This is a genomic window from Geomonas diazotrophica (genome assembly GCF_018919385.1).
GTDB lineage: Bacteria > Desulfobacterota > Desulfuromonadia > Geobacterales > Geobacteraceae > Geomonas > Geomonas diazotrophica.
This window is the reverse complement of the sequence record NZ_JAHLMF010000010.1, coordinates 13591-36115: the sequence shown is the minus strand read 5'-3', so window position 1 is coordinate 36115 and position 22525 is coordinate 13591. Positions and strand designations below refer to the sequence as shown.

General features: G+C 63.1%; 14 protein-coding genes. 12 read left to right on the top strand and 2 right to left on the bottom strand.

The features are described 5' to 3' along the window. The first annotated feature begins 2 nt into the window (after positions 1 to 2). The 7 genes from KOM00_RS12430 to KOM00_RS12400 all read left to right on the top strand — a co-directional run bounded on the left by KOM00_RS12430 (position 3) and on the right by KOM00_RS12400 (position 12662). Entirely contained in the window at positions 3 to 497 is a 495-nt protein-coding gene (locus KOM00_RS12430) for a response regulator (RefSeq protein ID WP_216499243.1), read from the top strand. Positions 498 to 553: 56 nt separating this feature from the next. Continuing rightward, entirely contained in the window at positions 554 to 2599 is a 2046-nt protein-coding gene (locus tag KOM00_RS12425) for a pilus assembly protein PilZ (RefSeq protein WP_216499242.1), read from the top strand. Positions 2600 to 2615: 16 nt separating this feature from the next. Next, positions 2616 to 4889, top strand: a complete 2274-nt coding sequence (locus KOM00_RS12420) for an ATP-binding protein (protein WP_216499241.1) — start codon at positions 2616 to 2618, stop codon at positions 4887 to 4889. 153 nt (positions 4890 to 5042) lie between these two features. Continuing rightward, positions 5043 to 5441 carry a response regulator gene (locus tag KOM00_RS12415; RefSeq protein WP_216499240.1) on the top strand — a complete coding sequence of 133 codons (399 nt, stop codon included), beginning with the start codon at positions 5043 to 5045 and terminating at the stop codon, positions 5439 to 5441. Next, positions 5438 to 7024 carry a sensor histidine kinase gene (locus KOM00_RS12410; protein WP_216499239.1) on the top strand — a complete coding sequence of 529 codons (1587 nt, stop codon included), beginning with the start codon at positions 5438 to 5440 and terminating at the stop codon, positions 7022 to 7024. Before KOM00_RS12415 ends, KOM00_RS12410 begins: the two co-directional genes overlap by 4 nt. Before the next feature lie 64 nt (positions 7025 to 7088). Further along, positions 7089 to 10544: a PAS domain-containing sensor histidine kinase gene (locus tag KOM00_RS12405; RefSeq protein ID WP_216499238.1), complete on the top strand. Its 3456-nt coding sequence runs from the start codon at positions 7089 to 7091 to the stop codon at positions 10542 to 10544. A gap of 3 nt (positions 10545 to 10547) precedes the next feature. After that, positions 10548 to 12662, top strand: a complete 2115-nt coding sequence (locus tag KOM00_RS12400) for an EAL domain-containing response regulator (protein ID WP_216499237.1) — start codon at positions 10548 to 10550, stop codon at positions 12660 to 12662. Between the two features lie 3 nt (positions 12663 to 12665). On the opposite strand, the gene KOM00_RS12395 is transcribed toward KOM00_RS12400, so the two are convergent. Next, the gene (locus tag KOM00_RS12395; protein WP_239027644.1) at positions 12666 to 12971 is read right to left on the bottom strand and encodes a hypothetical protein; all 306 of its coding nucleotides are present in this window, start codon (positions 12969 to 12971) and stop codon (positions 12666 to 12668) included. Positions 12972 to 13289: 318 nt separating this feature from the next. Between KOM00_RS12395 and KOM00_RS12390 the strand changes: the two genes are divergently transcribed. The 5 genes from KOM00_RS12390 (at position 13290) to KOM00_RS12370 (ending at position 21683) form a co-directional block, all read left to right on the top strand. Further along, the gene (locus tag KOM00_RS12390) at positions 13290 to 15101 is read left to right on the top strand and encodes an AMP-dependent synthetase/ligase (protein WP_216499236.1); all 1812 of its coding nucleotides are present in this window, start codon (positions 13290 to 13292) and stop codon (positions 15099 to 15101) included. A gap of 26 nt (positions 15102 to 15127) precedes the next feature. Beyond that, positions 15128 to 17491 (top strand): 3-hydroxyacyl-CoA dehydrogenase/enoyl-CoA hydratase family protein, encoded by a 2364-nt coding sequence (locus KOM00_RS12385; RefSeq protein WP_216499234.1) that lies wholly within the window; start codon positions 15128 to 15130, stop codon positions 17489 to 17491. Between the two features lie 75 nt (positions 17492 to 17566). Further along, positions 17567 to 18739 (top strand): thiolase family protein, encoded by a 1173-nt coding sequence (locus tag KOM00_RS12380; protein WP_216499233.1) that lies wholly within the window; start codon positions 17567 to 17569, stop codon positions 18737 to 18739. A gap of 39 nt (positions 18740 to 18778) precedes the next feature. Next, the gene (locus KOM00_RS12375) at positions 18779 to 20557 is read left to right on the top strand and encodes an acyl-CoA dehydrogenase family protein (RefSeq protein ID WP_216499232.1); all 1779 of its coding nucleotides are present in this window, start codon (positions 18779 to 18781) and stop codon (positions 20555 to 20557) included. A gap of 226 nt (positions 20558 to 20783) precedes the next feature. Then, on the top strand, positions 20784 to 21683 hold the full coding sequence (locus KOM00_RS12370; RefSeq protein ID WP_216499231.1) for a sensor histidine kinase: 900 nt from the start codon (positions 20784 to 20786) through the stop codon (positions 21681 to 21683). Between the two features lie 16 nt (positions 21684 to 21699). On the opposite strand, the gene KOM00_RS12365 is transcribed toward KOM00_RS12370, so the two are convergent. Then, positions 21700 to 22404: a GntR family transcriptional regulator gene (locus KOM00_RS12365; protein ID WP_216499230.1), complete on the bottom strand. Its 705-nt coding sequence runs from the start codon at positions 22402 to 22404 to the stop codon at positions 21700 to 21702. Positions 22405 to 22525 lie beyond the last annotated feature (121 nt).

Below are 22525 nucleotides of genomic sequence, written 5' to 3'. Positions count from 1 at the left end.
CCATGAGCTACGTGCACCACACCATCCTCCTGGTCGACAGCGACCAGGACCAGGCACATTTCACCAAACTCGCCCTGCAGCGGGTCGGCGTGATCACCCCGGTGCAAAGCGCCAGGGACGGCGAGGAGGCCATCGGCTACCTAAGCGGCAGGGAACCCTACCAGGACCGCGACTGCTACCCGATGCCGGTCCTGATGCTGCTCGATCTGAAGCTGCCGCACATCTCGGGGGTGGGGCTTTTGTCCTGGCTGCGGGAACAGCCCGCCTTGAAGCGTCTTCCCGTGGTCGTGCTCACCACGCCCGTCCCCCCGGCGGACCTCAACCGGGCCTACGAGCTCGGCTGCAACTCCTTCCTGGTCAAGCCCAACTCGTTCAACGCGCTGCTGGTGATGATGCAGAACTTGGTGCAGTACTGGCTGGGGCTGAACGTCGCTCCGGAGCTTGCGGCCAACCCCTCGGCCCAGGAGCAAAATGGCGGCACCAACCCACCCGTCTGAAAGCTGGATCGTACCCCGGCAGCAAACCAACCCTGGACTCGCCCCGAGGGAAAGACATGGGAGATGCGGCAACCACACTTCGTGCAGTCCCATCCGATGCCGAGAGCCCGGCGACAGGGAAGAGCGTCAGCCGCAGCCACCTGGTGAACCGACTGAACTACATCAATTTCCAGGACCAGACCGTCCTGGTCAGCCTGAAGCACCTGGTCTACGAAGACGCCATCCTGCTCCGGGCCCGTCCCGAACCGTGCGCGGGCGAGCGGCTGGAGTGCCGGTGGGATGAGCCCTGGGGCATCCAGCAGATCCTCAAGACCTACCGCTTCGACTACCTCCTCATCGCCGACGGCAAGAAGTACCTGGTGGTTAACTCCGAGCTGCTCTCCATGGACGACACCGGGCTGTCCCTGCTCCTCCCACCTGCCTGCCGCGAATTCCATGCCAGGCGGATCCGGCGCCATCCCGCCAGCGAGATTTCGGCGCAGCTGCTGCAGCACGGCGTCCTCTTCAACTGCGCGCTGGTCGATTTCACCCCCGTGACGCTCAGGGTCTCGGGAAGCTGGGATCGCCCCGAGGCCATCAACTGGATCAACACTGAAGAACCGGTGCATCTCAAACTGTCGCGCGGGGATGAGGTGATCTTCTCGGGTACCTTCGACATCCTGTCGCTGCACCCCGACATCCGGTGCTGCTCCTTCGTGCTGAAGCAGCAGCAAAACAACTTCCGCCGTTTCAGGACCAAGACCTACAGAAACGAGCGCAAGGAACTGGTTCCATCCCCCAACATCGTGTTCGACCACCCCCTGATCGGCAGGAGGGTGAACCTGAAGATGGGCGACATCTCCGGTACCGGCTTCTCCATCGAGGAAAACGAAGGGGAATCGCTGCTGCTCCCGGGCATGATGATCCCGGGGGTCAAGATCAGCTTCGCCCAGGGGCTCACCCTCGACTGCCTGGCACAGGTGCTGTCGCGCAACGTGACGGGGGGGGAGGGGGAGGAGAGGACCGTCCGCTGCGGTTGCGCGGTCCTGGAGATGGAGATCACCGACCACGTCAAGCTCCTCTCCATCCTGCACCAGGCGGCGGACCGCAACGCCTACGTCAGTACCGAGGTGGACCTCGACGACCTGTGGAACTTCTTTTTCCAGACCGGCTTCATCTACCCGGGGAAATACGTGCACTTCCAGGCCAACAAGGAGCGCATCAAGGAGATCTACGCCAGGCTGTACAACGAAAGCCCCCACATCGCCCGGCATTTCATCTACCTGAACCGCGGAGCGATCCTGGGGCACCTCGCCATGGTCCGCTTCTACCGCGACTCCTGGCTCATCCACCACCACGCCGCCCGCAAGTCGGCCACCGTTAAGGCGGGCCTGGCTGTTCTGGAGCAGGTAGGGGAGTACCTGAACGAACTGGAGAGCTTCCCCTTTGCCCACCTGCGCTACGTTTTTTGTTACTACCGGCCGGACAACAAGTTTCCCGCGCGGGTGTTCGGCGGCTTCGCCCGCCAACACGATGACCAGGGAAGCTGCTCGCTCGACCTGTTCGCCTACTCCCATTACATCCCCCAGGGAGAGGAGCCGCCCCCCTGGCCCGAGCCGTGGGTTTTAGCCCTCAGCAGCGACTTCGACCTTACCGAACTGAACCGCTTCTACCGCCACGTCTCCGGGGGGCTCATGATCGACGCCTTCGACCTCTACCCGGGCGCGGCCGGGAGCAGGGAGGTCAACGGCGAGTACCGAAGCCTCGGCTTTCGCAAGGAGATCTACCTCTACTCGCTGCGCAAGGGCGGCAGCCTGAAGGCCTTCTTCCTGGTGAACTGCACCGACGCCGGCTTCAACATGGCCGAACTCACCAACTGTGTCACGGTGATCGTCATCGACGAGGAGACGCCGGCGGAACTGATCGAGCTTTCCCTGAGGCGGGTGAGCCGTCACTACGAAGGGGAGGGGATGCCGGTGCTCACCTTTCCGAACGCCTACGTGGAAAGCAAGTCGCTCCCGCGCGAGAAGAGCTACCTGCTGTGGACCTTGGACATGCATTACAGCGACCACTTCCTGCAGTACTGCGACGCCCTTTTCAATGGGCACGCGAAAGGGCGCTGAATCCCCCGGAGCCGGAATGGAACCGTCCCGCCTACGCGACATGCCGCTATACAACAGCAGGATCATCAATTCCTTCATCCTGCTGGTCAAGCACAAGTACAGCCACGTCGACATCAACGAACTGCTGGAGTACGCCGGGATGAAGGACTACGAGGTGGCCGACCAGGCGCACTGGTTCCGGCAGGACCAGGTGGACCGCTTCTACGAAAGGTTGCTGCAGATGACCGGCAACCCGAAGATCGCACGCGAAGCCGGGCGCTACGCTGCCTCACCCGACGTGCTGGGCGCGATGCGCCAGTACATCCTGGGGCTCGTCGACGCGTCCAGCACCTTCGACATCATCAGCAAGGCCACGGCGAACTTCACCAGGAGCACGACCTACCATTCCCGGCGCCTCGCCTCCAACATGGTCGAGATCACCGTCACCCCTGCGGAGCCCGGCCTGGAGAAGCTGTACCAGTGCGAGAACCGGATCGGCTTCTTCGAGGCGATCGTACTGATGTTCAATCACAAGCTCACCGACCTGCAGTACTTTCCGGAGATCCGCCACCTCCCCACCATCCAGCAGCCGGAATGCGTGTTCCGTGGCGACCCGGTCTGCCGTTACATCGTCACCTGGGAAAAGAGCGTCTTCACCTACCTGAAGAAGGCACGCAACCTTTTGGCCCCTGTCCTGGTCGCCGCCAACCTGTTGCTGCTCTTCTCCCTGCAGGGAGAGGGGGGACTCCAGATCCTGCTCGGCTCGCTGTGCCTGTTCCTGCTGGTCTCCCTGGCAGCGGAGACGAGCGAGAAGAGGGCCGTCAAGGAGGGGCTGAGCAGCACCAACCAATCGATCGAATCCCTCCTGGAGCAGATCGATCTCAACTACAACAACGCCATGCTGACCCACGAGATCGGACAGCGGCTGGGGAACTTCACCCGGCTCGAAGAGATGCTCATGGACGTGGCCGACATCATGCAGCGCAGGCTCGAGTACGACCGCGGCGCGATCTTCCTGGTGAACGGCGACGAGGGGAGACTGCAGCTGCGGGCCAGCTACGGCTACGGCGCCGGTGAACTCGCCTGCCTGAACGGCCTCGACCTGCCGCTTGATCCAAACGGCGCCGGCAAGGACGTCTACGTCGCCTGCCTGAAGGAGCAACGGCCTTTCCTGGTCAATGACCTGGAGCTGGAAAAAGAGACCCTCGGCCGGCGCACCCTCGCCTGCGCCCTCAAAAACGGCACCCGGGCCTTCATCTGCTGTCCCGTCGTGTCCGACGGGACCTCCCTCGGGGTGCTGACCGCGGAAAACGTGAAGGCCAAGCGCCCCCTGGTGGAAAGGGACGTGAGCCTGTTGATGGGGACCGCCTCCATAATCGGCATCAGCTACCGCAATTGCGAGCTGATCGGCGCCCTGGAACAGGCCAAGCAGGAGCTGGAGGAGCGGGTGGAGCAGCGGACCGCTGACCTGGAACAGAGCCGGCGCAAGATCGAACTGCAGCACGAGGAGCTGACCCGGACCCTGTTCGAGCTCGAGGAGGAGACCGCGCAAAGGCTGCAGGCGCTGGAGCAGTTGGGGGAGAAGGAGCGCATGCTCCTGCAGCAAAACCGCCTGGCCGCCCTGGGGGAGATGATCAGCAACATCGCCCACCAGTGGCGCCAGCCGCTCAACGAGCTCGGGCTCATCGTGCAGGAGCTCCCGGTCATGTACGACCGCGGCGGGCTCAGCCGGGAATACCTGGGGGAGAGCGTGGCCCGGTTCATGAAGGTGCTGACCCACACATCGAGGACCATCGACGACTTCAGGAACTTCTTCAAGCCGGACAAGGAGGCCGTCTCCTTCCGGGTCGCCGAGGTGGTCCAAAAAACGCTGTCCCTGGTCCAGGAGAGCTTCCGGCACCTGCAGATCGCCGTGGACCTGCAGATAAAGGGGGATCCCGTCATAACCGGCCACCCCAACGAGTTTTCCCAGGCGATCCTCAACATCCTGTTCAACGCCCGGGACGCCTTTTTGGACCGCAGGATCGAAAGGCGCGAGATCAGGGTCGCCGTGTTCGAGGAGCAGGGGCGATCCGTGGTAACCGTGCGGGACAACGCCGGGGGGATCCCGGAGGGGATCCTGGAGAAGATCTTCGCCCCCTACTTCACCACCAGGGGACCGGAGCGGGGAACCGGCATCGGCCTGTACATGTCCAAGATGATCATCGAGAAGAACATCCCCGGCAGGCTCACCGCACGCAACGTGGCCGGCGGGGCCGAGTTCCGCATCGAGGCGCCCGGCAAGGCGCGCCGGGTAGAGCGCCCCGATTGACAAGGTGACGGAGCAGGCTAGAATAAGCGATTGTTAATGTGCAAAGACACAGATTCTAACCACTGCCGCACTGGCAGGCGGCCGAGCAGACGCAACAATCTGAAACGCTCGGCTTTTTTTCGGCCGACGGCCCTCGCCGGCGCGGAGAAGCTCATGGCGCCATCGTACATCCTGCTCGTCGAAGACAACCCCGACGACCTGTTCCTGGCCAGCCGCATCATAGGCAAGGCCTGCCAACACGAGATCCTTACCGCTCGGGACGGGGAAGAGGCCGACGAACTGCTCAGGCGCATGGAGCAGGATGACAGCTACTACCAAATCAAGCTGGTGCTGCTGGACCTTAAGCTCCCCAAGATCAGCGGGCTCGACCTTTTGCGTGCCATCAGGGCGAGCGCCAAGCTGCAGGTTCTTACGGTGGCCGTACTCACCTCATCCGACAACGAGACCGACCAGGAGCAGTGCAGGGAACTCGGCGTGGTCGATTACATCTACAAGCCGATGACGGTTGAGCGTTTGCAGGGTATCCTGTCGCGCAACGAGGGGGCTCAATGAAAGACGAGGCTCGGGAGGGCGCAGGCGCCAGCATGCTCTACGTCGAGGACGAAGCCGACGCCCGCCAGATGGTGACCAGGATGCTGGCCATGAACTACCCGCACCTCACCGTCCACTGCGCCGACAACGGTTTGCAGGCGTTGGAACTGTACCGGCAGCACACTCCGGAGATCGTGATGACCGACATCAACATGCCGGTCATGGACGGGATCCGGATGTCCCGCGAGATAAAGGCCATCAACCCCGAGGTAAGCATCATCGCCGTCACCGCACACAGCGACACCTCCTACCTTTTGAGCGCCATCGAGATCGGCGTGCACCACTACGTCCTCAAGCCACTCAATTACCAAGAACTCTTCACGGTGCTCGACAAGGTACTCGAGCAGATCGAGCTTAAGCGGCTGGTGAGCGCACAGCACCGGCGCCTCGCCCAAAGCGAGTGTCAGCTCGCCGCGGCCCAGCGCATAGCTCATTTGGGGAGCTGGCAGCGGGGCATCGACGCGGAGAACATGGACTGGTCCGACGAGATGTACCGCATCTGCGGGCTGGCGCCCGGCGCCATCCCCCCCTCCTACCACTCGTTTCTGGAACGCTTCCACCCGGACGACCGCGAAGAGGTGGCGAGTTCGATGCAGAGCGCACTCTCCCCTGATCACCAGCCGGAGCACAAATTCGTCCGGGTGCTGCGGCCGGAGGGGGACGTGCGGATCGTGCGGATTGACGTCGAAGGGGTCCGGGAGACCGGAGGCGCAAGCGGTGTGATCGGCACCTGCCATGACGTGACGGAGCTTAAACAGGCCGAACAGCAAATCCGTTTGCTGACCGAGGAACTGGAACGGCGCGTGTTGCAACGGACCTCACTGCTGCAGGCCACGGTGAGCGAGCTCGAGAACTTCAGCTACTTCGTTTCCCACGATCTCAGGGCGCCGGTGGCGCGCCTGGAAGGGTTCTGTACCGCCCTCGTCGAGGATTGCGGGGTCTGCGGCCATGCCAACTGCCGCCAGTACGCGGAACGATCGGCCAGCGTTGTGCAGCAGATCAAGCAGATCATGGACGCATTTAACAGCCTGACCCACCTGGCGCGCTGCACCCTTACCATACGGGACACCGACCTGAGCGCGTTCGCCCGCGGCATCGCCCGCTCTCTGGCCGCTGGCGAGCCCCAGCGCAAGGTGGAGTTCGTAATCGCGGAAGGGGCCCGGGTGAAGGGTGACCCGGAACTCCTGGAAAAAGCCTTGGGACAACTCCTTGGAAACGCCTGGAAGTTCACCTCGAAGAAGGAGCAGGGACGCATCGAATTCGGCTGGACGGACCAGCAAGGCGTGCGGGCCTACTTCGTGCGCGACAACGGCGCCGGGTTCAACATGAAGTACGCGCAAAAACTGTTCAAGCCCTTCCAGACCATCCACGCGCCCGGGGAGTTCGGCTGGGGGGGGACCGGGATCGGGCTCGCCACCGCGCACAGCATCGTGCTCAGGCACGGGGGACGTATGTGGGCGGAAGGGGAGGTGGGGCAGGGGGCCAGCTTCTATTTCACCCTGGAGCCGAACCCGGAATCGGGCAGCTACCTCAAGGAGGCATAGGCCCTTGCGAGGCGTCAGGACGCGAAAACCAGGGGAGATCCAGGCAGCCGACAAGGAAGACGCCATGGCGCATCTGGCGGCCATCGTCGACTCCTCGAACGACGCCATCTTCAGCAAAACCCCCGACGGGATCATCACCAGTTGGAACCACGCGGCGGAAAGCCTCTACGGCTACAGCGCCGAGGAGACCGTGGGGCGCAGCATCAAGATGCTGGTACCCCAGGACCGCCTCGACGAGCTGGACCAAATCACCGCGAGGGTGCTGCTGGGCGAGAAGATCCGAAACCTCGAGACGGTACGCCTGGCCAAGGGGGGACGCGAGGTCCAGGTCTCCCTCACCCTTTCGCCCATCTTCGACCCGCAAGGGGGACTCACCGGCATATCGATCATCGCCCGGGAAAACGCGGAACGGATCCAGAAGGAGCGGCTGCTGCGCGAGAGCGAGCGCTACTATCGAGCCCTGGTCGAGATGGCGCCGGACGCCGTCCTGGTGCACCGGGACGGCTCCTTCCTCTACGCGAACTGCGCCGCACTCGGGACCTACGGCGCGCGCAACCTGGCGCAGCTGCAAAAACACACCATATTGGAGCTTGTGCACCCGAAAGACCGCGAAGCGATGCGGAACAGCATCGAGGCCGTCATGGGTGGGAACGAAGGTACCACGCTCGAGTTCAGGCTGCTGCGGCTTGACGGCGGCGAGCTCTTCCTGGAAAGTTCCTCGACCCGGATCGACTACCAGGGGAGCCCGGCAATCCAGGTCATCGCCCGCGACGTCTCACAGCGCAAGGAAGCCGAGGCCGAGCGCGATGCCAAGCTGAAGGAACTCGCCTTCCAGCAGGAACGGTTCGAGGCGGTGGTCGAGCAACTGCCCGTAGGCGTGATCATCGCCGAGGCCCCTTCCGGGAAGGTCGTCTACCACAACGAACTGACCCGCGCCATCTTCCGGGAGGACGTGGGGGAGGTGGTCAGCACCGCGGACCACCGTCGATGGAAGATGTACACCCTGGACGGGGCGCCGCTGCCCGCCGAGAGGTACCCGTTGATACGCGCCATACAGCAGGGCGAGACGGTGCTCGCCGAAGAATACCAGATCACCCGGGGGGACGGCACCCGCGGCTTTATCAACGTCAACGCCACCCCTTTGCTCGACATCTCCGGCAATATCATCTCGGGGCTTGCCGCGTTCACCGACATCACCGAGAGCAGGAGCGCCGCCAAGGCCCTCCTGGAGAGCGAGGAGCGCCTGAAGCTGGCCCTGGACGCGGCCGAGATGGGCTCCTGCGACATGGATGTCGCCAGCGGGAAAGGGATCTGGTCGCGGCGCCACTACCTGCTGCTGGGGTACCCTGCGCCGCAGGAGGAGACCGGGGAAGCGACTTTGTCCATGTGGCAGGACCTGATCATTCCCGCCGACAAGGGCCAGGTGCTCTCGGAACTCGACCGCGCCCGACGCGAACACGACCTGTTCTACTCCGAGCACCGCATCACCCGGGCGGACAACGAAGCGGTGCTGTGGGTCAACGTGCTGGGGCGGTTTTGGTGCGACGAAGCCTCCTGCCGTTTCATCGGGGTCATCTTCGACGTAACCGCACGCAAGTCGATCGAGCAGGAGTTGCGCCTGTCCGTCCAGCGCATCCGCAACCTGGCCGATTCGATGCCTCAGATCGTCTGGACCGCCAACCCGGACGGCAAGCTGGACTATCTCAACGCCCACTTCGAGAATTACACCGGCGTGCAACACGGCATCCTGGTCCAGACCTTGGGCGACCCCGACCAGTTGATCAGCGACTGCGTCCACCCCGATGACAGGGAGCGGACCGCGCTGGCATGGCAGCACTCCGTCGCAACCGGCGAGACCTATCAAATCGAGCAGCGCATCAAATGCCGCAATAACGGCTTCCGCTGGCACCTGAGCCGCGCCACTCCACAACTGGACGAGGCGGGGAGGGTGGTCAAGTGGTACGGCACGGCAACCGACATCAACGACCTGCGCGAGACACAGGAAAAATTGCGCGCCAGCGAGACCAGGTTCCGCTGGCTGTACGAGTCGAGCCTGATGGCCATCTTCTTCTGGAACCGGGACGGCTTCATCACCGACGCCAACGTCGCCTACTGTGAGCTGGTAGGCTACGACGAAGCCGAGTGTCGCGGCGGGACCCTGAGCCTTGCCGACGTCACCACCCCCGAGGAGTACGCCAAGGACCGGGCCGCGATGGACGAAACCATCACTCGCGGCATCAGCCGCCCCTACGAAAAGGTCTTTATCAGGCGCAAGACCAACGAGCGCGTAGCCGCGCTCACCGCGCTCGCCCGGATGGCGGATTCGACCGCAGAGGGTATCGGCTTCGCCGTGGACCTTACCGAGCTGAAGCGGGCCGAGCAGGCGCTCAAGGAGAGCGAAGCAAGGCTAAAGCTCGCCGTCGAGGCGACCGGCCTCGGCATCTTCGATGTGAACCTGCAGACCGGCAAGGGGGACTGGTCCCCCATAGCCAAGCAGCACTACGGTTTGGGCAGCGATAGCGCCATAGATCTCGCTGCCGTGCTGCAGATGGTACATTCCGAGGACCGCGGGCGGCTGGAGCAGATCGTCAAAGACGCCCGCAGCACAAGCGGCGCCGGGCTCTACAGCGCCGAGTACCGCACCGTAGCTCTCGACGGCAAGCTGCGCTGGCTCAGTATGCGCGCCCGGGTCTCCTACGACGAGCACGGGATCCCGCTCAGGCTGGTGGGCGCCTGCCTCAACATCACCGACAGCGTACTCGCGCAGGAGGCGCTGAAGGAGGAGATGACCGAGCGGGTGCGCGCCGTGGAAGAGCTGCGCAGGCAGGAGCAACTCTTGATCAGGCAGGGACGGCTGGCGGCCATGGGTGAGATGATAGGGAACATCGCGCACCAGTGGCGTCAGCCGCTGAACACGTTGGGACTCATCGTCCAGGAGCTCCCAAGCTTCTACGAGCAGGGGTTGTTCACCAGGGAGTACCTGGAAAACAGCGTCGCCCGCGCCATGCAGGTCATCAACTACATGTCCCAGACCATCGACGGCTTCCGCAACTTCTTCGGACCCGAAAAGGAGAAGCAGAAATTTATGGCGGCGTCCATCCTCGAGCAGACCCTCTCCATCCTGCAGGCCGCTTTCACCGCGGCGAAGATCGAATTCGATGTCGCAGCCGACCCTGGGGCCGAGATCTTCGGCTTTCCCAACGAATATTCGCAGGTACTGATCAACATCCTGATGAACGCCAAGGACGCCCTGCTGGAGCGCAAGGTAGCCAATCCCAAGATCGTGGTACGGCTCGAAAGGAAAGAGGGGAAGAGCGTGCTTTCCATCGAGGACAACGCGGGGGGGATTCCCGACGACATCATCGACAAGGTCTTCGATCCCTATTTCACCACAAAAGGGCCCGACAAGGGCACCGGCATCGGCCTGTTCATGTCCAAGACCATCGTGGAAAAGAACATGAAAGGATCGCTCACCGTGTGCAACACAGAGCAGGGCGCACGATTCTGCATCGAGGTGTGACAGATGGAACAACCCCGCCAGCGCTTCAAGGATGCAGCCCTGCTCCTCGTCGAGGACGAGGTCGAGGCGCGCGAGATGATCGCCAGGATGATCGCCCTCAACTACCCGGGGATCAAGATCTACGCGGCCGACGACGGAAGGGGGGGGCTCGAGCTGTACCGTCAGTACCGCCCCGACGTGGTGGTCACCGACATCAACATGCCGCAGATGAACGGCATCGCCATGGCGCGTGAGATCAAGGAGATCGATCCCGACGCCACCATCGTGGCGGTCACCGCCCACAGCGAGACCACCTACCTCATGAACGCCATCGAAATCGGGATGGACCATTACGTGTTGAAACCGGTCAACTACCCGGAACTGTTCCGGGTGCTGGACCGAATCGGCGAAAAGATCACCCTGAGACGTCTGGTGGCCCAGCAGGTGGCCGCCCTTCGCGCCTCTGAGCGGCGCTTCTCAACCATCTTCCAGGCCACCCCCGACCTCTTGAGCATCGCGAGCTTGGGAGACCTCAGGCTGGTCGAGGTGAACGAGGCGTTCCTGCGGGTGCTGGGATTCGACCGGGAGGAGGTGATCGGCCGCAGCACCGCTGAGCTCGGGTTATGGCTCGATGCAGGGCAGCCCGAGGCGCTGCTTCGGGAGGTGGCACGAACAGGGGTCGTGCGCGACCTCGAGGTACGCATCAGGGGGAAGTCGGGGCAGGAGCTGGAGGGACTGGTATCGGCGGACAGCATCGACATGGACGGGAGCCCGTTCCTGCTCACCCTGTTCAAGGACATCAGCGAGCGCAAGCGGCTGGAGCAGGTGATCAAGCACCAGGCTCAGCACGACACCCTGACCGACCTACCCAACCGCAAGCTCTTCATGGACTTCCTCGCCCTGGAGCTTGCGCAGGCGCGCCGCAACCGCAAGAGCCTCGCCGTGCTCTTCCTCGACCTGAACCATTTCAAGCAGATCAACGACACACTGGGGCATGCAGCGGGGGACCTGCTGTTGCAGTCGGTGGCCCAGAGGCTCAAAGCCTGCGTGCGCGAGTCAGACACGGTGGCGCGCATCGGAGGCGACGAGTTCAACGTGCTCATGCCGGACCTGGCGCAGCCCGACGACGTCGGCACCGTGGTCAACAAGATCGTGGGGGTCTTTCAAGCGCCGTTTCGGCTGGAAGGGATCGAGGTGAAGGTGGGGACGAGCGTCGGCATCAGCATGTTCCCGGACGACGGGGATTCCTGCGAGGAGCTGCTGCAAAAGGCCGACGGTGCCATGTACGTGGCAAAGCAGAACCGGGGCAGCAGCTACCAGTTCTACAACAACGAGATCAACGCCCGCACGCTGAACCGCCAGAACCTGGAGCGGCAACTACGCCAGGCGGTATCCAGGGGGGAACTGGAACTGCTGTACCAGCCCCTGCTTAACCTGGGCGACGGAAGGATAATCGCGGCGGAGGCACTTTTGCGCTGGCACCACCCGGAGCGGGGCCTGCTGCTCCCGGAGCAGTTCATTACCGTCGCCGAGGAAAGCGGCGCCATAGTGCCGATCGGGGAGTGGGTCATCCACCACGCCTGCGGCCAGGTGAAAAAGTGGCAGGAAAAGGGGTTCGGCCTGTCGCTGGCGGTGAACCTCTCCAACCGGGAGTTCCACCAACCCCATTTCCTGGAACAGACCCTGGCCGCCCTCTCAGAGACCGGCATCGAAGCGGGGACGCTGCAGATGGACATCCCGGAGCGTGCCATCATGGAAAACGGCGGGACGTCGCGACAGAACATGCTGCGGCTCACCGAAGCGGGGGTGGCGTTCTCGATCGACGACTTCGGCGTCGGCTCCTCGTCGCTGCAGCGGATCAGGCAGCTTCCCATCGCCAAGCTGAAGATAGACCGCAGCTTCATCAGGAACCTCGACAACCCGGACAACCTGGACGTGGTGACCGCGATGATCTGCATGTCGCACAGCCTGAAGCTCAGGGTGAACGCCGTGGGGGTGGAGCGGCCGGAGCAACTGGAGCTCATGAGGACCTACGGCTGCGACGAGGTGCAAGGGGACCTGATCTGCCGGCCGCTCCCCGCGGTGGAGTTCGAGGGGGCACTGGCCCGTTCGACGCATGGGGGAGTGCTGCCGCAGTAGGGGCTAGCGGCCGAACGCCTTCAGGAAGCCGGGAAGCAGGAAAGGGTTGTCGCACTTGATGGCGCCGCCGAGAAAATCCATGATCCCGGGGCGGTACCCCTCGTACCAGATCGTCCTGAACATCTCGGCGCCGGTGCTGCATTCACAGTCGACCGGCTCCGGCGTCGCCCCCCTGACCACGCGGTAGCAATCGGGACCGACCATGATGGTGACTGCATCCTTATCCAGGTGAAAGCGAAAGACGGTCTCCGTGTCAAAGATTCCCTTGCAGAATGCAGCTTCCATTTCCGACATCATGGCTTCGATCACAGCTAACTCCTTGCGTGACAGTAAATTTTTCCAGGTTGATCATCTGAAGAGTCATCAATGCCGTTATATGTGGCAGGTTTGAGAGCGGAACTTTCAACCCGGAAGTTCAGCAACTCAGATCGGTCGATAATATTGATGGTCCCGATGCATGTCAAACTATTCCTTTAACACCGGTTTCTTCACAGTTTGAGTCACCCGGTCGCCTCTGTGCCAGTCTTTTTTTCACCAGTTAGCTCCGCCACACTTGTATTATGCTAGGCATGTACTATCTTTTAAGTACGCAGATGCTGTGTTTCCTGTCTTTGATTGGAGCTTAACGTGGAAAAGGTGCCTTTTCGATCCATACCCGACCTGCTACGGCACCAGGCGACCCGGCTGGACGCTAAGCTGGCGGTGAAGTTCAGAAAGCAGGGGAACTGGGTCACCCTGAGCTACTCCCAGTTCTTCAACCGAGCCCTCATGGTGGCGCGCGGCCTGCGCAAGCTCGGCGTCAGGCCGGGCGACAAGATAGCCATCCTCTCCGAGAACCGTGCCGGGTGGATCATCGCCGACATGGGCATCCTCTGCGCCGGCGCGGTCACCGTCCCGGTCTACCCCACCAACACGCCCGAGCAGATCGAATACACCCTGAACCACAGCGACGCCCGCATCGTCTTCATCTCGGGCAAATGGCAGTACCGTAAACTCCTGAAGATCAGGGATGCCATCCCCATGGTTCAATTGGTGGTCTCCTTCGAGCGCTTCCTGGGTGAGCCATCGCTGCCGCTCACCACGTTCTACCAGCTCTCCGAGATCGACGACCCGATCAGCGACGAGGAACGAGATGAGCTCTCCGCCGTGATCGACAGCATCGAGCCGGAATCGCTGATGACCGTCATCTACACCTCCGGCACCACGGGGATCCCCAAGGGGGTGATGCTCTCGCACCGGAACATCCTCTTCGATGTCTTTGCCACCATCCGCAAGGCGGCTGTGCTGGAGGATGGCGAGGTCTTCCTGAGCTTTTTGCCCCTGAGCCACGTCCTGGAAAGGTGCACAGGCTACTACCTACCCGTCGCGCAGGGGGCCATGATCGCCTTCGCCGACAGCATCGAGAAGATAGCCGAAAACATGCTGGAGATCCAGCCCACCGTAATGGTCTGCGTGCCCAGGCTCTTCGAGAAGATCCATTCGCGCATCTACGAGCACGTGCACCAGCTTTCCCTTTACAAGAGGAAGCTGTTCAGAAGCGTCCTCGCCATCGGGCGCAGCTACGTCTACGCGAGGTACATAGAGAAGAAGGTGCCGCTTTGGCTCGCGCTGCGGCACGCCGTCGCGGACCGCCTCGTGTTCAGCAAGCTGCGGCGGCGTTTCGGCGACAACCTAAAGTTCTGCTCCAGCGGCGGTGCCCCCCTGGACCGGGAGATCAACGAGTTCTTCTGGAGCATCGGGGTCCCCATACTGGAGGGGTACGGCCTCACCGAGACGAGCCCGGTCCTTTGCAACAACACCTTCGAGGCGCTGCGCTTTGGCAGCGTGGGGACCCCCCTGGAGGAGACCGAGTTCCGGGTGGACGACGACGGCGAACTGCTGGTACGCGGACCGCAGGTCATGATCGGCTACTACAAGGACGAGACGGCCACCCGGGAGGTCCTCAGCGACGGCTGGCTCAGAACCGGTGACATCGGGCGCCTCGAAGGGGAATTCGTGGTGATCTCGGACCGAAAGAAGGACCTGATCGTCACCGCCGGCGGCAAGAATATCGCGCCCCAGCCCATCGAGAACCTTTTGAAAAGGGACAAGTACATCTCCCAGGCCTACGTCTACGGGGACAAGAGGCCCTATCTGACCGCGCTCCTCGTGCCGACCCTGGAGAAACTGCTGGAGTTCGCCCAGGAGAAGCGGATCGTCTACACGGACCTCGAGGAGTTGGTGGTGCACGAGCCAGTTCTCGAGCTGTACCGGCAGCGGGTCGAGGCGGTCAACGCCGAGCTGGCCCATTACGAGACCATCAAGAACTTCGTGCTGCTGCCGCGCGATTTCACCCTGGAGGCAGGGGAGCTCACCCCGACCCTCAAGGTGAAAAGACGGGTGATTTCTGATCGTTATAAGGATAAGATAGAGCGAATGTATACCGTCGCGGAGAACTGAGGCCGCGTCCCGAGCCGGAGGATGAGATGAGACAGATGAACAAGGTTGCCGTGTTGGGTGCCGGCGTCATGGGGGCGGGCATCGCCGCGCATCTCGCCAATGCGGGGATGGAGGTACTGCTGCTCGACCTGGTGCCGGAACAAGCCAAGGGGGCGCAGGACAAGGCGCAGCGCAACGCGATCGCCGACCAGGCGCTGGCGGCACTGGTCAAAAGCAAGCCCGCCGCGCTCTACGCCCCGGAGTACGTCGCCTGGATCGAGACGGGCAACTTCGAGGACGACAGCCACAGGCTCAGGGAGTGCGACTGGGTCATCGAAGTGGTGCTGGAAAACCTCGAGGTGAAGAAACGTCTCTTCCAGGAGCATGTGGTCCCGAACCTCAATGAGAACGCCATCCTCTCCAGCAACACCAGCGGGCTTTCCGTGAACGAGCTGGCGCAGGCGCTCCCGGCGGACCTCAGGCGCCGCTTCATGGTTACCCATTTCTTCAATCCGCCGCGCTACATGCGCCTGATGGAGATGGTTCCCTGCCGGGAGACCGATCCCGGCCTGCTGCGCAGCATGGCCTCCGTCCTGGACAAACGGCTGGGCAAGGGGGTGGTGTTCGCCAAGGACACCCCCAACTTCATCGCCAACCGCATCGGCACCTATGCCGGCGCCGCCACCTGGCGGCACATGGTGGAGATGGGACTCACCGTGGAGGAGGTCGACGCCGTCACCGGGCAGGCCCTGGCCCGCCCCAAGACCGCCACCTTCGCCCTCTGGGACCTCGTGGGGATCGACACGGTGGTGCGGGTCATGGACAACAGCTACGAGCTTCTGACCGGCGACGACGAGCGGGAACTGTTCCGGGTCCTGGAAAGCACGCGCCGCATGGTGGCTGAGGGGCTGACCGGGAAGAAAGGGAAGGGGGGCTTCTTCAAGCGGGAGAGCGTTGACGGCAAAAGCGTCAAACTCTGCTACGACCCGCAAACCGGGGCCTACCGTGACTGCGTCTCCCCCAAGTTCGCCTCGGTTGGTGCGGCGAAGCAGGTCGACGACCCGGGTGCCCGGGTGAAGACACTGCTGCAGGGAAGCGACAAGGCCGCGGAATTCGCGTGGAGGACGCTGCGCGACACCCTGATCTACACCGCGAAACGGATCCCCGAGATCGCCGACGACGTGGTCAACATCGACAACGCCATGAAGTGGGGATACAACTGGGAGCTCGGTCCTTTCGAGTTGCTTGATGCCCTGGGCGTCGCCTCCTTCGTGGCCCGCGCCGACCGGGAGGGCATCGCGGTACCGCAGTTTCTGCGCGAGGTGGACAGCTTCTACCGCGTGGAGCAGGGAAAGCGCCACTTCTACAGCATCGCGGACAAAAAATACCGTGAGGTGCCGCTGACCCGCGGCCAGGTCTCGCTCACCCTTTTGAAGAGCGCCGGTGGGGTCGCGGAAAAGAACGCGGCCGCCTCGCTCATCGACATCGGCGACGGCATCTTCTGCCTCGAATTCCACTCCAAGATGAACACCATCGGGGGCGACACCCTGAGCATGATCCAGAAAGGGCTGCGCCGGAGCGAGTCCGACGGCATCGGCATGGTCATAGCCAACGAGGGGAGCCTCTTCTCGGCCGGGGCCAACCTGATGCTGATCGCCATGGCCTGCGCCGAAGGGGCCTGGGACGACCTGAACCTCACCGTGAAATCGTTCCAGCGCGCCATGATGGCCATCAAGTACTCCAGGATCCCGGTGGTGGCGGCGCCCCACAACCTGGTGATGGGGGGAGGGTGCGAGACCTGCCTGCACGCCGACGCCATCAACGCCCATGCCGAGACCTACATGGGGCTCGTGGAGATCGGGGTGGGTCTCATCCCGGCCGGCGGCGGCACCAAGGAGATGGCGCTTAGGGCCATCCGGCTCGCCGAGGCGAACGGCACCGACGTGTCCCCCTTTCTCCTGAAGAACTACCAGAACATCGCCATGGCAAAGGTGAGCGGGTCGGCCACCGAGCTGATGGCCATGGGGCTCATGCGCCCGGGCGACAGCATCACCCTCGCCCTGGACCGCCGCATCTACGACGCCAAGCTGAAGGCGATCTCCCTCGCCGCCAACTACCGCCCCGGCAAGCCCGAGGCCATGCTGAAGGCGCCGGGACGCGGCATCGCCGCCAGCATCAAGAGCCAGCTCTGGAACCTGGAGCAGGGGGGCTTCATCTCCGGTTACGACCACTACCTCGCTTCGGGGATAGCCGACGTCATCACCGGCGGCAACGTCCCGGCAGGGACCGTTATCAGCGAGGAGTACCTGCTGGACCTGGAACGGGAGACCTTCCTGAAGTTCTGCGGCCAGAAGAAGACCCAGGAGCGCATCCAGCACATGCTGAAGACGGGAAGGCCCCTCAGGAACTAGCTCCCTCCCCAAGGGGGAGATGGTCGGGGAGGGGCTCTCCCCGTGAGCAACCGAAGGCACCAAAGGAGCAAGAACATGCGAGCAGCATATATCGTAGAGGCCGTGCGCACCCCGGCCACCAAGGCCTACAAGGGGAAACTGAAGGACGTCCGCCCCGACGATCTCGCGGCCGCGGCCATCAAGGGTCTGGTGGAACGTACCGCGCTTGACCCGGCGCAGGTGGATGACGTCATCATCGGCTGCGCCTTTCCGGAAGGGGAGCAGGGGATGAACGTCGCCCGCATCGCCGCCTTCAAGGCCGGCATCCCCTACCAGGTCCCCTGCCAGACCGTGAACCGCTTCTGCTCCTCCGGGCTGCAGAGCATCGCCACCGCGGCGGAACGCATCATGGCCGGTTTTGCCGACTGCATCATCGCCGGGGGGACCGAGAGCATGTCCATGATCCCGATGGGGGGGAACAAGTACAGCGCCAACCCGGGGCTCATCGCCTCCTGGCCCGAGACCTACGCCTCCATGGGCATCACGGCGGAGCGGCTGGTGGCGAAGTACGGCCTCTCCAGGGAAGACCAGGACGCCTTCGCCCTCGCCAGCCACCAAAAAGCGGCACGGGCCCTTGCGGAAGTGAGGTTTGCCGAGGAGACCGTCGCGGTGCCGGCGCAGTACTGCTCCCTGCAAAAGGGGAAGCTTCAGTGCCGCGAGGAGCTGGTCGACGCCGACGACGGGGTGAGGGGCGACACAACCCTGGAGGCCCTGGCGAAGCTCAAGCCCGCCTTCAAGGCCGACGGTACCGTCACCGCCGGGAACTCCTCGCAGATGACCGACGGGGCGGCGGCGGCGCTGGTGGTTTCCGAGGACTTCCTGAAACGGACCGGGATGAAGCCGCTGGCACGTTTCGTCTGCTTCGCGGTCAAGGGGGTCCCCCCCGAGATCATGGGTATCGGTCCCGTCGAGGCGGTCCCCGCGGCACTGAGGATGGCCGGGCTCACCCGGGAAAGTCTCGACCTGATCGAGTTGAACGAGGCCTTCGCCGTACAGGCGCTCGCCTGCATGCGGGAACTGGGGCTCGATCCGGGACGGGTCAACGTCAACGGCGGCGCCATCGCGCTGGGACACCCCCTGGGGTGCACGGGTACCAAGCTTACCGCGAGCCTGCTGCACGAGATGCGGCGGCGCGGGGCGCGCTACGGCATGGTCACCATGTGCATCGGCGGCGGCATGGGCGCGGCAGGCATCTTCGAGATGAGCTGAGCCCCGGCGACGCGTTCCACTACAAACGAGAGGTGTGACATGGCAGCAAGGATATTCAAAGGAGCGGAATTCCTGATCACCGAGCCGGGTAAGGACGAGGTGTTCGTCCCGGAGGATTTCAGCGACGAACAGCGCCAGATCGGCGCTACGACCGAACAGTTCGTGACGAACGAGGTGATCCCGGCGCGCGAAGAGATCGAGCACCAGAATTTCGAGAAGGTGGTGCAGCTGCTCAGGCGCTGCGGAGAGCTGGGACTGCTGATGATCGACGTGCCCGAGGAGTACGGCGGCCTGGAGCTCGACAAGGCGACCAGCATGCTGGCGGCCGAGAAGATCTCCGGCTCGGGCTCGTTCTCCGTGGCCTACGCCGCCCACAGCGGCATCGGCACGCTCCCCCTGGTCTACTACGGCACCGAAGAGCAGAAGGCACGCTACCTGGACAAGCTGACCAGCGGCGAGTGGATCGCGGCCTACTGCCTCACCGAGCCCGACTCGGGGAGCGACGCCCTCGGTGCCAAGGCCAGCGCGACACTCTCCGCCGACGGGAGCCACTACCTCCTAAACGGCACCAAGCAGTTCACCACCAACGGCTCGATTGCCGACCTCTACACCGTCTTCGCCAAGGTGGACAAGGAGTATTTCACCGCCTTCCTGGTGGAGCGGACCATGGAAGGGGTGAGCGTCGGGCCGGAGGAGAAGAAGATGGGGATCAAGGGGTCCTCGACCACCCAGGTCATCCTGGACGACGTCAAGGTTCCGGTCGCCAACGTCCTGGGCGAGATCGGCAAGGGGCACAAGATCGCCTTCAACGTCCTTAACATCGGGCGCTTCAAACTGGGGGCCGCGGTCACCGGATCGGCGAAGTTCGCCCTGTCCGACGGGGTGAAATACGCGGTGCTCAGAAAACAGTTCGGCCGCACGATCGCCTCCTTCGGCGCCATCCAGGAGAAGCTTGCCGACATGGCGGCCGAGATCTTCGCCTCGGAGTCGTTGGTCTACCGCCTGGCGGGGCTCATCGACAACCGGTTGGCCACCATCCCGAAAGAGACCCCGAACTACTACGATGCCTACCAGAAAGGGATCGAGGAGTACGCCATGGAATGCGCCATCGCCAAGGTGTTCTGCTCGGAGATGCTTGCGTTCGTGGCCGACCAGGTGGTCCAAATCCACGGCGGTTACGGCTTCATCCAGGAGTACCCGGCCGAGCGCTACTACCGCGACGAGCGCATCAACCGCATCTTCGAGGGGACCAACGAGATCAATCGGCTGCTCATCCCGGGCACCCTGCTCACCCGCGCCTTGAAAGGGGAGATCCCGCTGCAGCGCGAGGCGATGAGGGCACTTGACAGCCTGACCACCCCCTCCTTCGAGGAGTTGGACGACTCCATCCCCTTCGCCGCCGAAAAGGCTCTCCTGTCCGGCCTGAAGCAGCTCTTCCTGGTGGTTGCGGGCTCCGCGGCGCAGAAGTACCAGGCGGCCATAAAGGACGAGCAGGAGGTCCTCATGGCGCTGGCCGACGTGGTGATCAACGTGTTCGCCATGGAAAGCGCGGTGCTGCGCGCCGAGAAGATCCTGCCGCGGCTGAGCGAAGCGAAACGACAGGCGGTAACGGCGGCGGTCAGGTGCTTCTGCTTCGGTGCCAACGAAAAGACCGCGAGCGCCGCGCGCAAGGCGGCCTTCTACAGCGAGGAAGGGGATACGCTCACCATTTTGCTGGGCGCCGTCCGGCGTTTCACGCGATACCATGCCGCGGGACTGCTCCAGGACAAGCGTCTCCTGGCACAGGCGGTGATCGAAGCCGAGAAATACCCCTTCTGACGAGGCAGGTTGTGACAGCGGCGCGGGCCGGTTCCTCACTACGGGACCGGCCCGTTCCTTTCTGAGGAAAGCCTGCACGACACCAGTTCCAAAAACGCTGTCAGAAGGTAGCCGCAGTGAGTAAAAATGTTATTTTTATGAGTGGTGAATTGCCACATCTTGTGGCAAAATTGAGTTCTTAAGAGAGTTTTAAGCGGGGCTGTGACAGTTGCAGTGGGAGGAGCGCATGGAAGTGCCTAAAAGCAGAGGCGAGCGCGAGGCAGGCACCCGAAAGAGTCCCGGCAGCGGCGAGAACCGGGCTGCGCAGCGCAAAGGTGCGGAACCGGCGCAGCAGCAGGCCGCCCGCCGTCCGGCGCCGTCCGCTGACGACTGCGAGGCAAGGCTCGCCCAGGCGGAGCAAGAGCTCCGACGGGTGAACGAGGAACTGGCCAGGCAAAAGGGGAACGCCGAAAACCTGGGGCGGGAGCTGGAAACCTTCAGCTACTCGGTTTCTCACGACCTGCGCGCCCCGCTTCGGCACCTGATCGGCTTCAGCAACGCCCTCCTCGAGGATTACGGCGAGGCGCTGGAGCCGACGGCCCACAGTTACCTCGACTGCATCGTGCGGGCGGGCCGCAAGATGGAGGGACTGGTTGACGCGCTTTTGGCTCTGTCGCGCATAGGGCGCCAGGACATGACCCTTTTGAACCTCGACCTCTCCCAGATGGCCAAAAGCTACGCCTTATGCATAAAGGAGGGGGCACCGGGGAGAAAGGTGAACTTCATGATCCCTGAGCACCTCCCCGCGCACGGGGACGCGGTGCTGTTACGGACCGCCCTGGAGCATCTGTTGGAGAACGCCTGGAAGTTCACCGGCAAGAAGGAGTCCGCCACCATCGAACTCGGCAGCAAAGAGGAGGGGGGGGAGCTGGTCTACTTCGTGAGGGACGACGGGGCCGGTTTCGACATGCGCTTCTCCGACCGGCTTTTCGGTCCGTTCCAGCGCATGCACCGGGAAGAGGAATTTCCCGGCCTTGGGATCGGGCTCGCCATCGTGCAGCGGATCATCAACCGTCACGGCGGCAGGATCTGGGCGGAAGCGGAGGTGAACGCAGGGGCCACCTTCTATTTCACCCTGGGGAGCTGAACTCGCGGGGGGGCGGTTATGCGGGTGCCGGGCATTCCGGGGACAGTGAGCCGAAGTACAGCTTGAAATCGTTCAACCTCATCAGCATGGCCGCTCGTGTGATGTTTTCCGCCAGCAGGGCGTTGCCGGCATTGGCGGCGGCCAGCAGCTCGCGGTAGTAGTCACGCAGCTGCAAGCGGTGCTTATCCTTTGAAAAGAGCGCAGACCTGAGTTTGGAATAGACGCTGGCAAAGCTGTTCAGCATCAGGGGATAGATGCGGTTGCCCGACATCACCGCCATGGCCAGGTGCAGTTCCCAGTCGAAGTTGACCAGCGCCGAGGAGCAGTTGCGCAGTTTCTCCGCCTTGCGCAGCACAGCGGCCAGCCCGGCCGCATCGTTCTCGACCGCGCGGCGGGCGTAATCCGGCGCAAACTGGACCCTCAACTCCAGCAGGTGGGTGGCCAGCTCGTAGGGGAAGGGCTCGCTGTTCCTGGTGATCGAGGAAAGGATCTCCAGGTCTCCCTGGGACCAAAAGTCCTTCACCATGGTGACATGCCGCTGCTGAACCGAGATCCATCCCGCATTCTGCAGCTTCTGCAATGCCTCCCGCACCGTCGCCCTGCTGACGTCGAAGCGCGCGGCCAGGTCCCGCTCGCTTAGCAACGGACTACCCGGCTTGAACTCCCCTTTCAACATCCCGTCCACCAAAGCCTTCTCCACCATGTGGCAGGTTTTCCTCATAGGCCCCTCACTTTACAGACGGCAGGCAGATTCGCATACCTTTGCTACGCTGCGTTCCCGGTACGGGTCTGGCGCAGCTGTATACATACATAAAACATAGTTTTGCAAAAATGACAATGGA

What these genes read in the sequence shown, in the direction of transcription:
- KOM00_RS12430 (WP_216499243.1), top strand. Translation starts at nt 3, where the DNA reads ATGAGCTACGTGCACCACACCATCCTCCTGGTCGACAGCGACCAGGAC.
- KOM00_RS12425 (WP_216499242.1), top strand. Translation starts at nt 554, where the DNA reads ATGGGAGATGCGGCAACCACACTTCGTGCAGTCCCATCCGATGCCGAG.
- KOM00_RS12420 (WP_216499241.1), top strand. Translation starts at nt 2,616, where the DNA reads ATGGAACCGTCCCGCCTACGCGACATGCCGCTATACAACAGCAGGATC.
- KOM00_RS12415 (WP_216499240.1), top strand. Translation starts at nt 5,043, where the DNA reads ATGGCGCCATCGTACATCCTGCTCGTCGAAGACAACCCCGACGACCTG.
- KOM00_RS12410 (WP_216499239.1), top strand. Translation starts at nt 5,438, where the DNA reads ATGAAAGACGAGGCTCGGGAGGGCGCAGGCGCCAGCATGCTCTACGTC.
- KOM00_RS12405 (WP_216499238.1), top strand. Translation starts at nt 7,089, where the DNA reads ATGGCGCATCTGGCGGCCATCGTCGACTCCTCGAACGACGCCATCTTC.
- KOM00_RS12400 (WP_216499237.1), top strand. Translation starts at nt 10,548, where the DNA reads ATGGAACAACCCCGCCAGCGCTTCAAGGATGCAGCCCTGCTCCTCGTC.
- KOM00_RS12385 (WP_216499234.1), top strand. Translation starts at nt 15,128, where the DNA reads ATGAGACAGATGAACAAGGTTGCCGTGTTGGGTGCCGGCGTCATGGGG.
- KOM00_RS12380 (WP_216499233.1), top strand. Translation starts at nt 17,567, where the DNA reads ATGCGAGCAGCATATATCGTAGAGGCCGTGCGCACCCCGGCCACCAAG.
- KOM00_RS12375 (WP_216499232.1), top strand. Translation starts at nt 18,779, where the DNA reads ATGGCAGCAAGGATATTCAAAGGAGCGGAATTCCTGATCACCGAGCCG.
- KOM00_RS12370 (WP_216499231.1), top strand. Translation starts at nt 20,784, where the DNA reads ATGGAAGTGCCTAAAAGCAGAGGCGAGCGCGAGGCAGGCACCCGAAAG.
- KOM00_RS12365 (WP_216499230.1), bottom strand. Translation starts at nt 22,404, where the DNA reads ATGAGGAAAACCTGCCACATGGTGGAGAAGGCTTTGGTGGACGGGATG.